General features: G+C 72.8%; 17 protein-coding genes and 1 pseudogene. 14 read left to right on the top strand and 4 right to left on the bottom strand.

Features of this window, described 5'->3' with window-relative positions:
- Positions 1 to 34 precede the first annotated feature (34 nt).
- Positions 35 to 889, top strand: coding sequence for a tRNA pseudouridine(38-40) synthase TruA (gene truA / locus IEZ05_RS07045; protein WP_189229132.1), 855 nt, complete (start codon positions 35 to 37; stop codon positions 887 to 889).
- A gap of 4 nt (positions 890 to 893) precedes the next feature.
- On the opposite strand, the gene IEZ05_RS07040 is transcribed toward truA, so the two are convergent.
- Positions 894 to 1,778, bottom strand: a complete 885-nt coding sequence (locus IEZ05_RS07040; protein ID WP_189229131.1) for a hypothetical protein — start codon at positions 1,776 to 1,778, stop codon at positions 894 to 896.
- 74 nt (positions 1,779 to 1,852) lie between these two features.
- Between IEZ05_RS07040 and IEZ05_RS07035 the strand changes: the two genes are divergently transcribed.
- The 4 genes from IEZ05_RS07035 (at position 1,853) to glmM (ending at position 5,862) form a co-directional block, all read left to right on the top strand.
- A complete protein-coding gene (locus IEZ05_RS07035) occupies positions 1,853 to 3,058 on the top strand; it encodes a glycosyltransferase family 87 protein (protein ID WP_189229130.1) in 1,206 nt (401 codons plus the stop codon).
- 207 nt (positions 3,059 to 3,265) lie between these two features.
- Positions 3,266 to 3,709, top strand: a complete 444-nt coding sequence (gene rplM, locus IEZ05_RS07030) for a 50S ribosomal protein L13 (protein WP_189229129.1) — start codon at positions 3,266 to 3,268, stop codon at positions 3,707 to 3,709.
- Positions 3,710 to 3,751: 42 nt separating this feature from the next.
- Positions 3,752 to 4,264, top strand: coding sequence for a 30S ribosomal protein S9 (gene rpsI / locus IEZ05_RS07025; protein ID WP_077796742.1), 513 nt, complete (start codon positions 3,752 to 3,754; stop codon positions 4,262 to 4,264).
- Between the two features lie 239 nt (positions 4,265 to 4,503).
- Positions 4,504 to 5,862 carry a phosphoglucosamine mutase gene (gene glmM, locus IEZ05_RS07020; protein ID WP_189229128.1) on the top strand — a complete coding sequence of 453 codons (1,359 nt, stop codon included), beginning with the start codon at positions 4,504 to 4,506 and terminating at the stop codon, positions 5,860 to 5,862.
- A gap of 86 nt (positions 5,863 to 5,948) precedes the next feature.
- On the opposite strand, the gene IEZ05_RS07015 is transcribed toward glmM, so the two are convergent.
- Both IEZ05_RS07015 and coaA read right to left on the bottom strand, forming a co-directional pair.
- Positions 5,949 to 6,890, bottom strand: coding sequence for a DUF389 domain-containing protein (locus IEZ05_RS07015; RefSeq protein ID WP_189229127.1), 942 nt, complete (start codon positions 6,888 to 6,890; stop codon positions 5,949 to 5,951).
- Positions 6,891 to 6,922: 32 nt separating this feature from the next.
- Positions 6,923 to 7,891: a type I pantothenate kinase gene (gene coaA, locus IEZ05_RS07010; protein ID WP_189229231.1), complete on the bottom strand. Its 969-nt coding sequence runs from the start codon at positions 7,889 to 7,891 to the stop codon at positions 6,923 to 6,925.
- Between the two features lie 232 nt (positions 7,892 to 8,123).
- Here coaA and IEZ05_RS07005 point away from each other — a divergent pair, with 232 nt between their 5' ends.
- From IEZ05_RS07005 to IEZ05_RS06965, 9 genes and pseudogenes are all read left to right on the top strand, one after another.
- Positions 8,124 to 8,903, top strand: a complete 780-nt coding sequence (locus tag IEZ05_RS07005; RefSeq protein WP_189229126.1) for a hypothetical protein — start codon at positions 8,124 to 8,126, stop codon at positions 8,901 to 8,903.
- 110 nt (positions 8,904 to 9,013) lie between these two features.
- Positions 9,014 to 10,861, top strand: coding sequence for a glutamine--fructose-6-phosphate transaminase (isomerizing) (gene glmS / locus IEZ05_RS07000; protein WP_189229125.1), 1,848 nt, complete (start codon positions 9,014 to 9,016; stop codon positions 10,859 to 10,861).
- Between the two features lie 171 nt (positions 10,862 to 11,032).
- Positions 11,033 to 12,229 carry an acyltransferase family protein gene (locus tag IEZ05_RS06995; protein ID WP_189229124.1) on the top strand — a complete coding sequence of 399 codons (1,197 nt, stop codon included), beginning with the start codon at positions 11,033 to 11,035 and terminating at the stop codon, positions 12,227 to 12,229.
- Positions 12,230 to 12,262: 33 nt separating this feature from the next.
- On the top strand, positions 12,263 to 12,634 hold the full coding sequence (locus IEZ05_RS06990) for a holo-ACP synthase (protein WP_189229123.1): 372 nt from the start codon (positions 12,263 to 12,265) through the stop codon (positions 12,632 to 12,634).
- Positions 12,635 to 12,781: 147 nt separating this feature from the next.
- A complete protein-coding gene (locus IEZ05_RS06985; protein WP_189229122.1) occupies positions 12,782 to 14,248 on the top strand; it encodes an NAD(P)H-hydrate dehydratase in 1,467 nt (488 codons plus the stop codon).
- A gap of 572 nt (positions 14,249 to 14,820) precedes the next feature.
- Positions 14,821 to 15,987 (top strand): alanine racemase, encoded by a 1,167-nt coding sequence (gene alr, locus IEZ05_RS06980; RefSeq protein ID WP_189229121.1) that lies wholly within the window; start codon positions 14,821 to 14,823, stop codon positions 15,985 to 15,987.
- Between the two features lie 136 nt (positions 15,988 to 16,123).
- Positions 16,124 to 17,441: pseudogene (locus IEZ05_RS06975) on the top strand (alpha/beta fold hydrolase); the annotation flags it as partial.
- Positions 17,410 to 17,934 (top strand): tRNA (adenosine(37)-N6)-threonylcarbamoyltransferase complex ATPase subunit type 1 TsaE, encoded by a 525-nt coding sequence (gene tsaE / locus IEZ05_RS06970; RefSeq protein WP_189229119.1) that lies wholly within the window; start codon positions 17,410 to 17,412, stop codon positions 17,932 to 17,934. The pseudogene IEZ05_RS06975 and the gene tsaE, both read left to right, overlap by 32 nt.
- A 134-nt stretch (positions 17,935 to 18,068) precedes the next feature.
- Positions 18,069 to 18,224: a hypothetical protein gene (locus IEZ05_RS06965; RefSeq protein ID WP_225638687.1), complete on the top strand. Its 156-nt coding sequence runs from the start codon at positions 18,069 to 18,071 to the stop codon at positions 18,222 to 18,224.
- A gap of 59 nt (positions 18,225 to 18,283) precedes the next feature.
- Here the strand turns inward: IEZ05_RS06965 and IEZ05_RS06960 are convergent, their stop codons facing one another.
- Positions 18,284 to 18,838, bottom strand: a complete 555-nt coding sequence (locus tag IEZ05_RS06960; protein ID WP_189229117.1) for a hypothetical protein — start codon at positions 18,836 to 18,838, stop codon at positions 18,284 to 18,286.
- Positions 18,839 to 18,923: the final 85 nt, after the last annotated feature.

Genomic DNA, 18,923 nt, shown 5'->3' with positions numbered 1-18,923 from the left:
CGGGCCCGTTCGCCGTTCCTGAGAAGATGCAGGGGTGAGTGACGAAGTAGAGGCCGGGTTCGTACGGGTGCGGCTGGACCTTTCCTACGACGGGTCCGAGTTCTCCGGGTGGGCCAAGCAGGCCGGTGGGCGGCGGACCGTGCAGGGGGAGATCGAGGACGCGCTGCGGACGGTCACGCGCTCCCGGGAGACCTACGAACTGACCGTGGCCGGGCGGACCGACGCCGGCGTGCACGCCCGGGGCCAGGTCGCCCACGTCGACCTGCCGCGGGAGGTCTGGGCCGAGCACCACGGGAAGCTGCTCAAGCGGCTCGCCGGGCGGCTGTCCCGGGACGTGCGGGTGTGGGCCCTCAGGGAGGCGCCCAGCGGCTTCAACGCCCGGTTCTCCGCGATCTGGCGGCGCTACGCCTACCGGGTCACCGACAACCCCGGCGGTGTGGACCCGCTGCTGCGCGGACACGTGCTGTGGCACGACTGGCCCCTCGACGTCGACGCCATGAACGAGGCCGCCCGGGGGCTGCTCGGGGAGCACGACTTCGCCGCCTACTGCAAGAAGCGGGAGGGGGCCACGACCATCCGGACGCTGCAGGAGCTGAGCCTGGTGCGCGGCGACGACGGGATCGTCACCGCCACGGTCCGGGCCGACGCCTTCTGCCACAACATGGTCCGCTCCCTGATCGGGGCGCTGCTGTTCGTCGGCGACGGTCACCGTCCGTCCGACTGGCCCGCCAAGGTGCTCGCCGCCGGTGTCCGGGACTCCGCCGTGCACGTCGTACGGCCGCACGGGCTGACCCTGGAGGAGGTCGGCTACCCGGCTGACGAGCTGCTGGCGGCGCGGAACAAGGAGGCGCGCAACCGGCGGTCCCTGCCGGGAGCCGGCTGCTGCTGAACCGCTACTCGGCCGTCGCCGCCGCCGACGCCTGGGCCTCGCCGCGCCGGCGGATCTGCCGGAAGGCGAACTCGGCGAGGTCGTCGCCGGTGCGGAACACGGCCGTGTCCTTCGGCGTCACGCTCTTGCCGTCGGTGAAGCCGGCGATCGTGAAGTAGGCGTAGCGGCCGTAGGAGTTGGTGGTGGAGCGGCAGACCGCGCCCGTGCAGAACGACTTCACGCCGCCGCCGGACAGCGAGCGCACGATGCTCTTCTTGTCGGTCTGGCCCTTGGCCTTGACCGCCTGCGCCTCGTTGTCGAAGACGGCCACGCCGACCGTCACCGCGATGTCGCCCTTGGTGTAGGTGACGCGGAGCAGCCGGGTGCAGTCATGGGCGGTGAGGGCCTTCGGCAGGGTGCCCTGGGCGGCGGAGGCGCAGGTGCGGGTGTCCGCGGTCGGCCCCTTCTTGTACACGATGTCGCCCATGGTCAGCTGCGTGCCCGGGAAGAGGATGTCCGGGCTCAGCGGGGCCGTGTCCTTCTTGCTGCTGGACACGAAGTCCTTCGGGTCCAGCGGCGGCGGGGCACTGGTCGGTGCGAACGAGGGCGGCGCGGCCGACTGGCTGGGGATGTCCGCGGTGGAGGGCAGCTGGGAGGAGGGCGTGTCCGACGCCTGGTCGGAGCCGTTCGCCGAGACCACGGCCACGGCGACGGCACTGGCGATCGCCACGGTGGCCAGCGCGCCGCCGCCGATGAACAGCAGCCGGCGTCGCTTGTTGCGGGCCTCCGAGGCCTCGGCGAGGGCGGCCCAGTCCGGGGAGTCGCCGCCGCCGCTGTTCCAGGGCTGCTGCTGCGATTGCGGTTTCCAGGGATCCCACTGCGACTGAGGTCCCCCCTGCCCAAAGCTCATGGGCGGCATCTTAGACGGGCCGAGAGGCGTGCTGGTGCGCCTCCGGAGGGGCCGCAGCGCCTAGCGTTCCCCTCATGCGGACGGGCAAAAACGACATCTCCGGGTGGTTGGTGCGACCTGCGGGCGGCCACGCGTGGGCGGCGCTCGTGGCGGTGCTGGGGGCGTCGGCGCTGAGTGCGGCCCGGGCGGCTCCGGACGGGGGGATGGACAACGCGATCGTCGTGCGGGCCGCCCGGACCTGGCTGGCCGGCGGGTCCCCGTACGACGATCCGCACTTCCTCTATCTGCCGAGCGCGGTGCTGGCCGCCGTCCCGCAGGCGCTGCTGCCCGGGGCCGTGCTGCGCGTGCTGGCGCCGCTGACGGTGACGGGGCTGCTGGTCCTGGCCTGGGGGTGCGCGCTGCGCCTGCACCGGGTGCCGTGCGGCAGCCGCCTCGGCGTCCTCGGGCCGATCGGGCTCGCGGTGGGCTTCGCGCCGTTCGGGCACCTGGTGCGGCTCGGCAACTGGACGGTGACGGCGGCGGCGGGTCTGCCGCTGTGCCTGCTGCTGGCGAGCCGGGGGCGGTGGACGGCGGCGGGGGCCGTCATCGGGGCGTCCGTGGCGCTCAAGCCGCTGCTGGCGCCCGTGGTGCTGCTGTTCGTGTTCGCCGGACGGTGGCGGGCCCTGGCGGTGGCCGTCCTGGTGCCCGCGCTGGCCTCCGGCGCGGCGGCGCTGCTGATGCCCGACCCGGCCGGCTTCCTCACCCGCACGCTGCCGTTCCTGCTCCACGGCGACGACGGGTTCCTGCGGCTGTACGAGGCCTCCCCGGCGGCCGTCCTGCCCCGGCTGGGCGTGGCGGGGCCACTCGCGCAGGGGGTCGCGGCGGCGGCGGCGGGGGCCGGGGTGCTGTGCGCGTACCTGCGCTGGCGCCGCGCGGATGCCGGGCCGCTGCGGTACGCGGAGACCGGGGCGGGCCTGATGCTGTCGGCGTTCCTGGTCTCCAGGCCGTCGTACGACCACTATCTCCTCGTCGCGGTGCCGCTGCTGCTCGCCGGGCTGCCGTACGCGGGGGCGGTGGCCCGGGGGCCCTGGTTCTGGATCGCCCTGGTGCCCCAGGCACCGGGGCTGACCTGGCCCTGGCTGGAGTCGGCGCGGCAGCGGGCCTTCAAGGACGCGTTCACGCTGTGCGGGCTGGGGTGGGCGGTGGCGCGGCAGGCCCGGGGCGGTCCGGCTCCCGCCGGCGATCACGGCGGCGGCGGTCGCGCGCCGGAGCCGGAGCGGGTGTCGGCGGCTCCGTTTTGACCCGGCTATGGCACCCCGGGTACTCTGCACAGTCGTATGTGTATTGGCTTGCTCATTCTCACGTGAGGGGCCCTTACACCGGTCCACCGGGACCGATGACCAGCGACCAGCACGCGGTTTGCGTCACCGCTGTGCGGTCAGGGCTGTCGTGATCGTCTTCGGTGACCTTGTCAGGACCATTCACTGAAGAAGCGAAGGCTACGAACCGTGCGTACGTACAGCCCCAAGCCCGGCGATGTGACGCGCCAGTGGCACGTCATCGACGCTCAGGACGTCGTCCTGGGTCGTCTGGCCTCCACCGCGGCCTCCATCCTCCGTGGCAAGCACAAGCCCATCTACGCGCCCCACGTCGACACCGGTGACTTCGTCATCATCATCAACGCCGACAAGGTGCACCTCTCCGGCAACAAGCGGACCCAGAAGATGGCGTACCGCCACTCCGGCTACCCGGGCGGTCTGCGCTCGGTGCGCTACGACGAGCTGCTGGAGAAGAACCCCGAGAAGGCCATCGAGAAGGCCGTCAAGGGCATGCTCCCCAAGAACACGCTGGGCCGTCAGATGCTCTCGAAGCTGAAGGTCTACAAGGGTGACCAGCACCCGCACGGCGCGCAGCAGCCGCAGCCGTTCGAGATCACCCAGGTCGCGCAGTAAGTCCGGCCACCCCCTAAGACTGAAGAGAATCTGAGGAGCATCGTGGCCGAGACCACTGCCGAGCAGCCGCTCGAAGAGATCGACATCGACAGCTACACCACCGAGTCCGAGGTCCCCGTCGAGGGCGAGTACACCTCGGAGTCCATGGCGTCCCGCTTCGGCGAGCCCCAGCCGGCCGCCGGCCTGGGCCGTCGCAAGAACGCCATCGCCCGCGTCCGGATCGTCCCGGGCACCGGCAAGTGGAAGATCAACGGTCGCACCCTCGAGGACTACTTCCCGAACAAGGTGCACCAGCAGGAAGTCAACGAGCCCTTCAAGGTGCTCGAGCTCGAGGGCCGTTACGACGTCATCGCCCGCATCGCGGGTGGCGGTGTCTCCGGTCAGGCCGGTGCGCTCCGTCTCGGTGTCGCCCGTGCGCTGAACGAGGCCGACGTGGACAACAACCGCGGCCCGCTGAAGAAGGCCGGCTTCCTCAAGCGCGACGACCGTGCGGTCGAGCGCAAGAAGGCCGGTCTCAAGAAGGCCCGCAAGGCTCCGCAGTACAGCAAGCGCTAAGCCTCGCTGCCTGTACTCCGAACGCCCCGGCGGCACGCCACTGTGCTGCCGGGGCGTTCGTGTATCTCCGTCGTTGGGCGTATAACGGCACAAGACGTTGAGACGCTCAGACGTTCAAAGGCTTGTGTGATCGGATGGCCGGGCAGCGCGGTGCGACGCGTGACCGGTAACCACGGGAGCCGACTGCGTGGGCCGCACCGGCAGCCGCTCCCGGAATTGACGTTTCCTCAGGAGGACAAGTGGGACGACTCTTCGGCACGGACGGCGTGCGCGGTGTCGCCAACGCGGATCTGACGGCCGAGCTGGCGCTCGGTCTCTCCGTCGCCGCGGCGCACGTACTGGCCGAGGCGGGCACCTTCGCCGGACACCGCCCGACCGCGGTGGTCGGCCGGGACCCGCGCGCCTCCGGGGAGTTCCTGGAGGCCGCCGTGGTCGCGGGTCTGGCCAGCGCCGGCGTGGACGTGCTGCGGGTCGGCGTGCTGCCGACGCCCGCGGTGGCCCACCTCACCGGTGCGCTCGGCGCCGACCTCGGCGTGATGCTCTCCGCGAGCCACAACGCCATGCCCGACAACGGCATCAAGTTCTTCGCCCGCGGCGGCCACAAGCTCGCCGACGAGCTGGAGGACCGCATCGAGTCCGTCTACGAGGAGCACCGCACCGGCGCCCCCTGGGACCGCCCGACCGGTGCCGGCGTGGGCCGCGTCCGCGACTACGACCAGGGCCTCGACCAGTACGTCGCCCACCTCGTCGGTGTCCTCCCGAACCGCCTCGACGGGCTGAAGATCGTCCTCGACGAGGCGCACGGCGCGGCCTCCCGGGTCTCGCCGGAGGCGTTCGCGCGGGCCGGCGCCGAGCTCGTCACCATCGGCGCGGTGCCGGACGGCCTCAACATCAACGACGGCTGCGGCTCCACCCACCTCGACCTGCTCAAGGCCGCCGTCGTCGAGCACGGCGCCGACCTCGGCATCGCCCACGACGGCGACGCCGACCGCTGCCTGGCCGTGGACCACACCGGCGCGGAGGTCGACGGCGACCAGATCCTGGCCGTGCTCGCGCTCGCGATGCGGGAGCGGGACGCGCTGCGCTCCGACACCGTCGTGGCGACCGTGATGTCCAACCTGGGCTTCAAGCTGGCCATGGAGCGCGAGGGCATCCAGTTCGTGCAGACCGGGGTCGGTGACCGGTACGTGCTGGAGGAGATGAAGGCCAACGGGTACGCCCTCGGTGGCGAGCAGTCCGGCCACGTCATCATCCTCGACCACGCCACCACCGGTGACGGCACGCTGACCGGCCTGATGCTGGCGGCGCGGGTCGCGCAGACCGGCCGTACGCTGCGGGACCTCGCGTCCGTGATGGAGCGGCTGCCGCAGGTGCTGATCAATGTGCCCGACGTGGACAAGGCGCGGGTCAAGACGTCCGCGGAGCTGGCGACCGCCGTCGGGGAGGCGGAGCGGGAGCTGGGCAGCACGGGGCGGGTGCTGTTGCGGCCGTCGGGGACCGAGCCGTTGGTGCGGGTGATGGTCGAGGCGGCGGACATCGAGCAGGCTCGGTCCGTCGCGGGGCGGCTGGCCGATGCGGTGAAGTCGGCACTGGGGTAGTTCTGCGGCGCCGGGTGCGGGGTGGGGGTGCTGTGGCGTCGCGGGCTGCGGGTTCGTCGTGGCTGGTCGCGCAGTTCCCCGCGCCCCTAGGTGGGTTTGCTCATCCGGCCTCGTTGGGTCGACCACAGGGCCTTCTGGGCGTAGAGGGTGAGGGTGCCGGCCAGGATGATGCCCACCAGGTTCAGCAGGAGCTGTTCGGCCGAGTGCCAGGCCTGGTGGGTGTCGCCGTAGACGAGGGCCACGGCCGCGTTCGCCGCGGCCGGGACCGTCGTCACGGAGATGGCGACGCCGACCAGCGCGCCGGACTTCGCCGAGGTGAGGGAGAGGGTGCCCGCCGCGCCCGCCAGTACCGCCACCACGAACGAGAACCAGTCCGGGGCGTAGATGAACCCGGTGTTGGGCCGCTCCGCCTCCAGCTGTGCCTTGCTGAACAGGTCCACAGCGTCCATGAAGAGGCTGAAGCCGGCGGTGACGACCATCGCCACCGCGAAGCCCACCAGCAGGGCGATCGCCGAGCGCAGTGCCAGGCGCGGGGCGCGCTGGACGATGGCGGTGCAGATACCCGCCAGCGGACCGAACTCCGGGCCGACCGCCATCGCGCCCACGATCAGGATGGCGTTGTCGAGCACCACACCGCAGGCCGCGATCATCGTGGCGAGCGTGATGAAGGCGACGTAGGTGATGGAGAGGGTCGACTCCTCGTGGGTCGCCTCCTCCAACTGCTCCCACAGCACGGCGTCCGCGGGCTCGCCGGGGGCGTCCCGCTCCGCCTTGTCGGCGCGCTTGGACAGCGACAGGTCGATGTTCTCGGCGGTGATGGCACCGCAGTCGTCGATGCCCAGCGCCCGGAGCCGGCTGATGATCTCGTCGCCCGCCTCGCGGGCCACGTCGCACATGACGACGTCGCCCTTCGGGTCGCGGGCGGCGCCGGGCAGGACGACGAGGTGGGTGGTGCCGACCGTCCGGTCGATCAGACGGACCACCTCGTCGGTCCGGTCGGCCGGAGTGATCAGACGCAGATGCAGCATCCGGTATTTCTACAGGCAGCGGGCGGTCGTCGTCACAGCTTCCGCAGGCTCAGGCGCTGCACCTTGTGGTCCGGCCCCTTGCGCAGGATCAGGGTGGCCCGGCCCCGGGTGGGCGCCACGTTCTCCACCAGATTCGGCTTGTTGATCGTGCGCCAGGTGGTGCGGGCGTAGTCGAGGGCCTCCTCCTCCGAGACCTGGGTGTACTTGCGGAAGTACGAGGAGGGGTTCTGGAAGGCGGTCGCGCGCAGCTTGCGGAAGCGGCTGAGGTACCAGTGCTCGATGTCCTCGGTGCGGGCGTCGACGTACACGCTGAAGTCGAAGTAGTCGGCGAGGCCGACCCTGGTGCGGCCGTCCTTGCCGGGCAGCGCGGGCTGGAGCACGTTCAGGCCCTCGACGATCAGGATGTCGGGGCGGCGCACGACGAGCTTCTCGTCCGGGACGATGTCGTAGATGAGGTGCGAGTAGACGGGGGCGGTCACCTCGGCCTTGCCCGCCTTGATGTCGGCGACGAACCGGGTGAGCGCCCGGCGGTCGTACGACTCGGGAAAACCTTTCCGCGACATCAGGCCGCGGGCCTCCAGCTCCTTCGTCGGCAGCAGGAACCCGTCGGTCGTGACCAGTTCGACGCGCGGATGCTCGGGCCAGCGGGACAGCAGCGCCTGGAGCAGGCGGGCCACGGTGGACTTGCCGACCGCGACCGAACCGGCGACCCCTATGACGAAGGGCGTGCCGGACTGGGACCCCTGTTCGCCGAGGAAGGTGTTCAGCGCGCCGCGCAGTCCGTCGGTGGCGCCGACGTAGAGGTTGAGGAGCCGGGACAGCGGCAGGTAGATGTCCCGCACCTCGTCGAGGTCGATGACGTCGCCGAGGCCGCGCAGCTTCTCCACCTCCTCGGCGGTCAGCGGCAGCGGCGTCTTGTCGCGCAGCGCGCTCCACTCGGGGCGGGTGAGGTCGACGTAGGGAGTCGCCTCCGGCCGGGACCGGTGGGCGCTCCGGGGCATCGAGGGGACCGGAGAGATCACAGTCCATTGTTAACGGAGTTTGAACAGGACGGCGGGTGGGCTGCGTCACGCCCGGCCGTTCTCCGCCGGGCAAGATCACGTCGGCGTCACGGTCGGGTACCGGGTGGTCATGGAGTGGCCGGCGGGTGATCACCTGTGACCTCGCTGTGAGTACAGTGCGCGCGAAGCATGCGGAGCTCCTCCGCTGTCCTGGCAGAAAGAGTCACCTCACGTGAGATCGACCGCTGTTCGCCGTACCGCCCTGGCGGCCTCGGCTGCCGCCCTGGCCCTTCTCGTCACCGCCTGCGGCGGGTCCTCCGACGACGGCGACAAGACCGGTGACGGCAAGGCCGACGCGGGCAAGAACGCCCCGGCCGGTGCCAAGGCGCTGACCGCCGCCGAGCTGGAGAAGGCGGCCCTGGCCCAGGCCGACGTCAAGAACGGCAAGGTCACCAAGGCCGCCGCGACGGACGACATCGCGCAGGACCAGGTGAAGGCGGAGAAGGCCGAGTGCCAGCCGCTCGTCTTCGCGCAGACCGGCGTCGCCGCGGGCGAGCCGGCGGCGACGGTGAAGCGGTCGTGGACCGAGGAGGCGAAGAAGCCGGCCGGGGACGACCTGTCCGAGGAGGCGCTCAACAGCGCGTTCGACCTGGACAAGGTCCTGGTGACGCTGGCCTCCTACGAGGACGGCGGCGCCGAGAAGGTCCTCAAGGACGTGAACGCGGCCGTGAGCGCCTGCGCGGGCGGCTTCGCCTACACCGCGGCCGGCGTCAAGAACCAGATCGACAAGGTGGTCACCGACAAGGCTCCCGCCGGTGCCGACGAGGCGGTCGCGATGACCATGACGATGGCCGCCGAGGGCGGCGACAAGTTCCCGGTCAAGGTCACCGTCACCCGTAAGGGCTCCACCGTGGCGTCGTTCGCCGTGATCAACCTGGGCTCCGCCGCCACGGGCAAGGACTTCCCCTTCCCCACGGAGATCAGCGACGCGCAGCTCGCCAAGCTGGGCTGACCTCAACCGGCTGAAAAATCCCACCGGGGTGTTCGTACCCCGGTGGGAATTTCCGATTTCGGGCACGCGACGACAGGTTCGTGACGGAACCTGACCGTAGGCTGCCGGTCATGTGCGGAATCGTGGGATACGTGGGGTCGCAGTCGGCGCTCGATGTCGTGGTGGCCGGACTCAAGCGGCTGGAGTACCGGGGATACGACTCGGCGGGCGTCGCCGTGCTCGCCGACGGCGGGCTCGCCACCGCCAAACGGGCCGGCAAGCTCGTCAACCTGGACAAGGAACTGTCCGAACACCCGCTGCCGTCCGCCGCGACCGGCATCGGCCACACCCGCTGGGCCACGCACGGCGGACCCACCGACGCCAACGCGCACCCGCACCTCGACAACGCCGGCCGGGTGGCCGTGGTCCACAACGGCATCATCGAGAACTTCGCCGCGCTCCAGACCGAGCTGGAGGAGCGCGGCCACGAGCTGGCCTCCGAGACCGACACCGAGGTCGTCGCCCACCTGCTTGCCGAGGAGTACTCCGCCTGCGCCGACCTGGCCGAGGCGATGCGGCTGGTGTGCCGCCGGCTGGAGGGCGCGTTCACGCTGGTCGCCGTGCACGCGGACGAGCCGGACGTGGTCGTGGGGGCCCGGCGCAACTCGCCGCTCGTGGTGGGCGTGGGGGAGGGCGAGTACTTCCTCGCCTCCGACGTCGCCGCGTTCATCGCCCACACCCGGGACGCCCTCGAACTGGGCCAGGACCAGGTGGTGGAGCTGCGCCGGGACGGCGTGACGGTCACCGGCTTCGACGGCAGCCCCGCGGACGTGCGCTCGTACCACGTCGACTGGGACGCCTCGGCCGCCGAGAAGGGCGGCCACGACTACTTCATGCTCAAGGAGATCGCCGAGCAGCCCAAGGCGGTCGCCGACACCCTCCTCGGCCGCATCGACGGCTCCGGCTCCCTCACCCTGGACGAACTGCGCATCCCCGCGGGCGTGCTCCGCGAGGTGGACAAGGTCGTCATCGTCGCCTGCGGCACGGCCTTCCACGCCGGGCTGATCGCCAAGTACGCCATCGAGCACTGGACGCGCATCCCCTGCGAGGTGGAGCTGGCCAGCGAGTTCCGCTACCGCGACCCCATCCTCGACCAGCAGACCCTGGTCATCGCCATCTCCCAGTCCGGCGAGACCATGGACACCCTCATGGCGCTGCGCCACGCCCGCGAGCAGGGCTCCAAGGTGCTGGCCATCTGCAACACCAACGGCTCGACCATCCCGCGCGAGTCCGACGCGGTGCTCTACACGCACGCCGGCCCCGAGGTCGCCGTCGCCTCGACGAAGGCCTTCCTGACCCAGCTGGTGGCCTGTTACCTGGTCGCCCTCTACCTCGGCCAGGTCCGCGGCACGAAGTACGCCGACGAGATCCGCGACGTCGTCCGCGACCTCTCCCGCATCTCCGGCGCCGTCGACCAGGTCCTGGGGACCATGCAGCCGGTGCGGGAACTGGCGCGCTCGCTCGCCCACAAGGACACGGTGCTGTTCCTGGGCCGGCACGTCGGGTACCCGGTCGCCCTGGAAGGCGCCCTGAAACTCAAGGAGTTGGCGTACATGCACGCCGAGGGCTTCGCGGCGGGCGAGTTGAAGCACGGGCCGATCGCGCTGATCGAGGAGGACCTGCCGGTCGTCGTGGTCGTGCCGTCCCCGCGCGGCCGTTCCGTGCTCCACGACAAGATCGTGTCCAACATCCAGGAGATCCGGGCCCGGGGCGCGCGGACCGTCGTCATCGCCGAGGAGGGCGACGAGGCGGTCGTCCCCTACGCCGACCATCTCGTCCGGATCCCCGCCACCCCGACGCTGCTTCAGCCGCTGGTGGCGACGGTGCCGTTGCAGGTCTTCGCCTGCGAGCTGGCCACCGCCCGGGGCAACGACGTGGACCAGCCGCGGAACCTGGCCAAGTCGGTGACGGTGGAATAGCCGTGCGGGTTCCTCGCGGTTCCCGCGCCGGATGGGACGAAGGTCACCGGACACCCCCCCTGTGCCGACGCGGTGCTGATCGCTAAGGTACGGGGGTTTGCGGTTGGTGCTGCAGTGACTTACCCCTGCCCGCCGGCCGCGACCGCACGCGGATACGACTGGTGGACCGTTATGACCACAGCCCCCCCGGCACCCACGACTCCGGCCACGGAGCGGCCAGGGCTCGCGGATCGGGCCGGCACCCTGCCCACGCGTCTGGCGTCGCTGACCAGCCTGCGCTTCTTCGCGGCCTTCGCGGTCTTCGTGCATCACTTCAACGGAGTGAGCGCGGGCGGCGGAGTGTGGCGGGTGCCCGACCTCTTCCCGTACTCGAAGATCGGCGCGCACGGCGTGACGTTCTTCTTCGTCCTCTCCGGCTTCCTGCTCACCTGGAGCCACAAGCCGACCAACGGCAAGGGGACGTTCTACTGGCGGCGCTTCGGCCGTATCTACCCCGCCCACCTGGTCGCGGCCGTCGCCGCCATCGCCGTCTTCTACGGCATGGGCGACGACCACACGGACGCGGTCAGCCTCATCTCCTCCCTGCTGCTGGTGCAGGCGTGGCTGCCGAACGCGATGCCCACCCTGCCGGGCAACCCCGTCACCTGGACGCTCAGCGTCGAGCTGCTCTTCTACGCGCTCTTCCCGCTGCTCATCGGCCGCCTGCGCGCCTGGCGGACCAGGACCCTGGCGGTGGTCACCGTCGCCGGCCTGGTCGCGATGTGGGGCGTGCACGTGGCGGCCGACCACTACCTGAACGCGCACGACGCGTCCTGGGTGATGCGGCACCCGGTGGTCTACCTGCCGCAGTTCCTCGTCGGGGTCACCTTCGCCATCGCCCTGCGCCGCGGCCACCGCGTCCCCCTGCGTCCCACCGCGGTGGTGGCACTGCTCTTCGTGTACGCCGTCGCCTTCACCCGGGCATCCGACTGGGGCAGCCCCTTCGTCGCCCACCAGATGGAGTGCACCGTGCGCCCCGTCATCGCGGTGCTGTCCGTGCTGCTGATCGCCGCCTGTGTGCAGAACGAGGCCGCGGGACGCGCCCGTCTGCTGACCAACCGCTCGCTGATCATGCTCGGGGCCAGCTCGTACGCCTTCTACCTGGTCCACCAGACCGTCAACCAGTTCATCCGCGAGTACTGGCCGCACCGGATGGCACCCAGCAACGAGGCGATCGTCTTCCTGCTGGGCACCTTCCTGGTCTCCCAGGCCCTCGCCTGGCTGCTGTACCGCTGGGTCGAGGAACCGGCCCAGCAGTGGTGGTCCAAGCGCGGCCCGAAGTCCCGCGCCCCCCGCGCCGACAAGGCCCCGGCGCCGATCGTCCCCTAGGGCGGGTCGGCACGGCCTCGTAAGGTGCTCGGCATGAGCATCATCGGGGTCGGGATCGACGTGGCCGAGATCGACCGTTTCGCGGCGTCGCTGGAGCGCACGCCGGCCATGGCGCGGCGGCTCTTCGTGGAGAGCGAGCTGCTGCTGCCGAGCGGGGAGCGCCGGGGTGTCGCCTCGCTCGCCGCCCGGTTCGCGGCGAAGGAGGCGGTGGCCAAGGCGCTCGGTGCGCCGGCCGGGCTGCACTGGACGGACGCCGAGGTGTACGTCGAGGACAGCGGACGGCCACGACTGCGGGTCACCGGGACGGTGGCGGCGCGGGCGGCGGAGCTGGGGGTGACGTCGTGGCACGTGTCGCTCAGCCATGACGCGGGGGTGGCGTCGGCGGTGGTGGTCGCGGAGGGGTAGCTTCCGCGCCGCAGGGGGCTGCACACGTCCGACACCCGGAACTCGGCGGCCGGCGGCTCGATCCGCAGGGCGCCGAAGCCGCACGCGGAAGCGAACCGGACCGGCCCGGCTCGTGACGTTCGCCGTGTACCGGGAAGACTCGACGGCATGCGGACTGCGTACAGCGTGGAGACGGTCAGGACGGCCGAACGGGAGTTGATGGCGAGGCTGCCGGAGGGGGCCTTGATGCAACGGGCGGCGGCCGGGCTCGCCGCCGCCTGCGCGGAGGTGCTCGGCCGCGTCGCCGGGCGGGTCTACGGCAGCAGGGTCGTGCTGCTGGTCGGCAGCGGCGACAACGGCGGCGACGCCCTGTACGCCGGGGCGCGGCTCGCCCGGCGCGGGGCCGGCGTGACGGCCGTGCTGCTCACGCCGGAGCGCGCCCACGCCGGCGGGCTCGCGGCGTTCCGGCGGGCCGGCGGCCGGGTCGCCGCCGACGGCGACGGGGAGCGGCTGGTCGAGCGGGCCGACCTGGTCGTGGACGGCATCGTCGGGATCGGCGGCCGGGGCGGGCTGCGGGCGGAGGCGGTGCCGCTGGCCGCCGCGGCCGGGCGGTCGCGGGCCGCCGTCGTCGCGGTCGACCTGCCGAGCGGGGTCGACGCCGACACGGGGGAGGTGCGCGGGGAGGCCGTCCGGGCCGACCTGACGGTGACCTTCGGGACGCACAAGCCGGGGCTGCTGGTCGACCCGGCGCGGGAGTACGCCGGGTCGGTGCGGCTGGTCGACATCGGGCTGCCGCTGCCGCACGACGCGGCCGAGCTGGAGGCGTTGCAGCACGCGGACGTGGCGCGGCTGCTGCCGGTGCCGGGCGCGGAGAGCGACAAGTACCGGCGCGGGGTGGTGGGCATCGCCGCCGGGTCGGCGCGCTATCCGGGGGCCGCCGTGCTCGCCGTCTCCGGGGCGCTGCGGGGCGGGGCCGGGGCGGTGCGGTACGTCGGGCCGGCCGGGGACGCGGTGATCGCGCGCTTCCCGGAGACGCTCGTGTCGGACCAGGGGCCGAAGCGGGCGGGGCGGGTGCAGGCGTGGGTCGTCGGACCCGGGGCCGGGGACGACGCCGGGACCGTGGCGGAGGTGCTGGGCGCGGAGGTGCCGGTGCTGATCGACGCGGACGGGCTGCGGCTGGCCGACGCGGAGGCGGTACGGGGACGTACGGCGCCGACGCTGATGACGCCGCACGCCGGGGAGGCGGCGGCGCTCCTCGGAGTGGGCCGGGAGGAGGTCGAGGGGGCGCGGCTGGCCTCGGCGCGGGAGCTGGCGGGGCGGTACGGGGCGACGGTGCTGCTGAAGGGGTCGACGACGGTGGTGGCCGCGGCGGGCGGGAAGGGGCCTGTGCGGGTCAATTCCACGGGGACGTCGTGGCTGGCCACGGCGGGGAGCGGGGACGTGCTGTCGGGGCTGGCGGGGTCGTTGCTGGCGGCGGGGCTGTCGGCGGTGGACGCGGGGAGCGCGGGGGCGTATCTGCACGGGCTGGCCGGGCGGCTGGCGGCGGTGGGGGCGCCGGTGGGGGCGCATGACGTGGCGGAGGCGGTGCCGGTTGCCTGGCGGGACGTGCGGGGGGTTGTCGGCGGGCGGGGGTGACGGGTGCCGTCGGACCGGGCCTGACGTGGGCGGCGTTGCGGGGGCGGGGGCGTCGGGTGCGGGGGGTGGTCGCGCGGCCCGGCGCCGGCGGGGTGCCGCTGCGCCCACCCGTGCCGCCCCAGCGGCACGACTGCCCGCAGCTACGCGGCGCGTGCTCGCGGCTGCGGGGCGCGACTGCCCGCAGCTACGCGGCACGTGTTCGCGGCTGCGGGGCGCGACTGCCCGCAGCTACGCGGGGCGGCGGCCTGCGGCTGCGCGGGACGGCGGCCTGCGGCTGCGTGGCGCGACTGCCCGTGGCTGCGCGGTGCGGCGGGCCGTGGCTGCGCGGCGCGACCGCCCGCGGCGACGCGGCGCGTGTTCGCGGCTGCGCGGCACGGCGGCCTGCGGCTACGCGGCACGACTGCCCGCAGCTACGCGGCACGGCGGGCCGTGGCTGCGCGGGACGGCGGCCCGTGGCTGCGTGGCGCGACTGCCCGTGGCTGTGCGGGACGGCGGCCCGCCGCTATGACGGGTATGGCGGCTGTGGTGGCTACGGCTGGGGTGATCGGGGGCTCTGAGAGACTGGGGGCACGATGAGTGAGACTTCCGTCCAGTGGGCCGCGTCCCTGCGGGGCCGTGCCGAGATCGATCTGGCCGCACTGCGGGCCAACGTGCGCGCGCTGCGCGAACGGGCGCCCGGTGCGGCCCTCATGGCCGTCGTCAAGGCCGACGCCTACGGCCACGGCGCGATCCCGTGCGCCCGCGCGGCCGTCGCGGCCGGCGCGACCTGGCTCGGTACCGCCACGCCCCAGGAGGCGCTCGCGCTGCGCGCGGAGGCCGGACTGCCGGACGACGTGCGGATCATGTGCTGGCTGTGGACGCCGGGCGGCCCCTGGCGCGAGGCCGTCGAGGCCCGTCTCGACGTCTCCGTCAGCGGGATGTGGGCCCTGGAGGAGGTCACCGCCGCGGCGCGCCTGGCCGGGCGTCCCGCGCGGGTGCAGCTCAAGGCCGACACCGGGCTCGGCCGGGGCGGCTGCCAGCCGGGCGGCGACTGGGAGGAACTCGTCCGGGAGGCCCTGCGCGCCGAGGCCGAGGGGCTGATCCGCGTCACCGGGCTCTGGTCGCACTTCGCCTGCGCCGACGAGCCCGGCCACCCCTCCATCGCCGCCCAGCTCACCCGCTTCCGGGAGATGACGGCGTACGCCGAGCAGCAGGGCGTGCGCCCCGACGTCCGGCACATCGCCAACTCGCCGGCCACGCTCACGCTCCCCGAGGCCCACTTCGACCTCGTACGCCCCGGCATCGCCATGTACGGCGTCTCGCCCAGCCCCGAGATCGGCACCCCCGCCGACTTCGGGCTGCGCCCCGTGATGACGCTGTCCGCCGCCCTGGCCCTGGTCAAGCAGGTCCCCGGCGGCCACGGCGTCAGCTACGGCCACCACTACACCACCCCCGGCGAGACCACCCTCGGCCTCGTCCCCCTCGGCTACGCGGACGGGGTCCCCCGCCACGCCTCCTCCACCGGTCCCGTCCTGGTCGACGGCAAGTGGCGCACCATCGCGGGGCGGGTCGCGATGGACCAGTTCGTCGTCGACCTGGGAGGGGACCGGCCCCCGCCCGGCGCCGAGGCGGTGCTGTTCGGGCCCGGCGACCGCGGCGAGCCCACCGCCGAGGACTGGGCGCAGGCCGCGGGCACCATCGCGTACGAGATCGTCACCCGGATCGGCGCGCGCGTGCCCCGCGTCTATGTGAACGAGTGACGATCGCGGGCCCGCGTGACCAGTGACACGTGACGCGTGCCCGGCCCGGCGTGTATGACGTGCATGCCGCACGCGTTCGGGTGAATGAGGAACAAGAGGGGAATCCGCCCCGCGGCCCGGTGAAGAGGAGCGGTACGTGAGCGAGAGCAGCGCGGAGGGTGTCGCGGACGTCGCCGCGGCGGCCGTCGCCTCCGCCGCGGAGGCCGCCACCGACGTGGCCGCCGGAGGCTGGCGCCGGGCGACCGGGATCGCCGGTGTCGCGATAGGCGTGGTCGCCGCGGGCGCGGCGGCCGGCGTGGCGATAGAACGGCTCACCGTCGGCCGTGGAATACGCCAGAAGGCGCGGCTCGCCCTCGACTCGGCAGGGCCGTACGGCGGACTGCGCGGCACCCCCGGCAAGGCGTACGCCGACGACGGCACCGAGCTGTACTACGAGGTCGACGACGTCGAGCCGGACCCCGAGTCCGCGCTCACCCGGCGCCGCCGGCGGCTCTTCGGCCGCAAGGCGCCCGCTCCCGTCACCGTCGTCTTCTGCCACGGCTACTGCCTCAACCAGGACTCCTGGCACTTCCAGCGGGCGGCGCTGAGGGGCGTCGTGCGCACCGTGCACTGGGACCAGCGCAGCCACGGGCGGTCCGGGCGGGGCGTGGCCCAGGTGCGCGACGGCGAGCCGGTCACCATCGACGAGCTGGGCCGGGACCTCAAGGCCGTCATCGACGCGGCCGCGCCCGAGGGCCCCCTCGTACTGGTCGGGCACTCCATGGGCGGCATGACGGTGATGGCCCTGGCCGACCGCTTCCCCGCCCTGATACGCGAGCGCGTCGTCGGCGTCGCCCTCGTCGGCACGTCGTCGGGGCGGCTCGGCGAGGTCAACTTCGGACTGCCCGTGGCCGGTGTCAACGCGGTGCGGCGGGTGCTGCCCGGGGTGCTGAAGGCGCTGGGGCAGCGGGCCGAGCTGGTGGAGAAGGGGCGGCGGGCGACGGCGGACCTGTTCGCCGGGATCATCAAGCGGTACTCGTTCGCGTCCCGGGACGTCGACCCGGCCGTGGCCCGGTTCGCCGAGCGGATGATCGAGTCGACGCCGATCGACGTCGTCGCCGAGTTCTACCCGGCGTTCAACGACCACGACAAGACCGAGGCCCTCGCGCACTTCCGCGACCTCCCGGTGCTGGTGCTGGCCGGGGTGCGGGACCTGGTGACGCCCAGCGAGCACAGCGAGGCGATCGCCGGCCTGCTGCCCGACGCCGAGCTGGTGCTCGTCCCCGACGCGGGCCACCTGGTGATGCTGGAGCACCCCGAGCTGGTCACCGACCGCCTCGCCGACCTGCTCGCCCGCGCCCACGAGAAGGCGCGCGGCGCGGCCGTGTGAGCGAGGCGGCGGGAGACGGGCCGGTGCGCCGGCAGCGGCTACCGTTGATGGCTATGGAAGCACCAGCCACGCCGCAGGGCCCGGCCGAGCCCGCCCCCGCCGTAGAGATCACCGTCACCTCCCCGGAGCAGATGCGGGAACTGGGCCGCAGGCTCGCCAAACTGCTCCGCGCCGGTGACCTGGTCATGCTGAGCGGGGAGCTGGGCGCGGGCAAGACGACGCTGACCCGGGGGCTCGGCGAGGGCCTCGGCGTACGCGGCGCCGTCACCTCCCCGACCTTCGTGATCGCCCGCGTGCACCCCTCGCTCGGGGACGGTCCGCCGCTCGTCCACGTCGACGCCTACCGGCTGTCCGGCGGCCTCGACGAGATGGAGGACCTCGACCTCGACGTCTCCCTGTCCGACTCGGTGATCGTGGTCGAGTGGGGCGAGGGCAAGGTGGAGGAACTCACCGAGGACCGGTTGCAGCTCCTGATCCACCGGGCCGTGGGCGACACCACCGACGAGGTACGGCAGGTGACGCTGACGGGTGTCGGCGAGCGCTGGTCGGCGGTCGACCTGAGCGTCCTCGCCGCCTGAGCCGTCCCCGCCGCCGGGTTCCGACAACACGTCGGCAAGATATTGCCAACGGGGTGCCGCCCGTGGTCACATGGTATCCAGCTCGTAGTTAGGCATGCCTAACTATGCCCGCCCCCGACCTTCAGGAGGCGTCCGTGCCGGAGCCCGTGACCCAGCCGCCCGCGCTCGCCGGGGTGTCCATGCAGGACCTGCTCGCGGCCTGTGCCGCGGCGACCGCCGTCTCCACGCCGCCCCGCGCGCCGGAGCCGGAGGAGTGCCGCCCCGTCCGGGAGCACCGCGAGGCCGCCTGACCCGCCGGGCGGCCTCGACGTACCGGGGATGCGCAAGGGAATCAGGAGATTCCGGAGATTCAGGGGATGACGACGACCTGCTGGCCGATCGTCGCGAACCGCCACATCGCGTCGCCGTCCGCGCGGGACTCCCGGATGCCGCCGGTCCGCAGGCTCGGATCGGGCTTCGGCGGCGCCTCGTCCACGGCCGCGCTGAAACCGACGACCACGCCCTCGACGCTGGTGAAGCGCACGACGTGCTCGACCGGGATGCCGTCCGATCCGGTGACCCTCTTCGAGCGCGAGGTGACCGCGTAGGTGCCCGGCACCGGGTCGACCTTGCCGGGCGTGACCGCGAAGGTGGTCTGCACCTTGTTGTCCGGGCCGACCAGCCACACCCGGTCGTCGTCCAGCGAGTACACCACCCGTTCGCCCCTGCCCGAACCCAGCGGCAGGGCGTCCGGGTGCCGGGCGTCGCGGGGCGCCTTGGAGGCGCCGGGGGCGGGAGTGCTGGTCGCGTGCACCCTGCTCAGGTCGGCCGGCAAGCGGTCCGACGCCTGGTAGGCGAGGAAACCGACCGTGCCGAGGGCCGCCGCGGTGAGCACGGCTACCAAACCGGCGCTGCTGCTTGCCACTGGGACCACCTAGGCGTCGTACGTCGTACTCACGGCCACCGCGTCACGCACCGTACGTCGTGTGTCACGCAGCGTGTTCCGGGCG

It is taken from the genome of Streptomyces flaveolus, assembly GCF_014648815.1.
Taxonomy (GTDB): domain Bacteria; phylum Actinomycetota; class Actinomycetes; order Streptomycetales; family Streptomycetaceae; genus Streptomyces; species Streptomyces flaveolus.
This window is presented reverse-complemented; position numbering and strand designations above follow the sequence as displayed.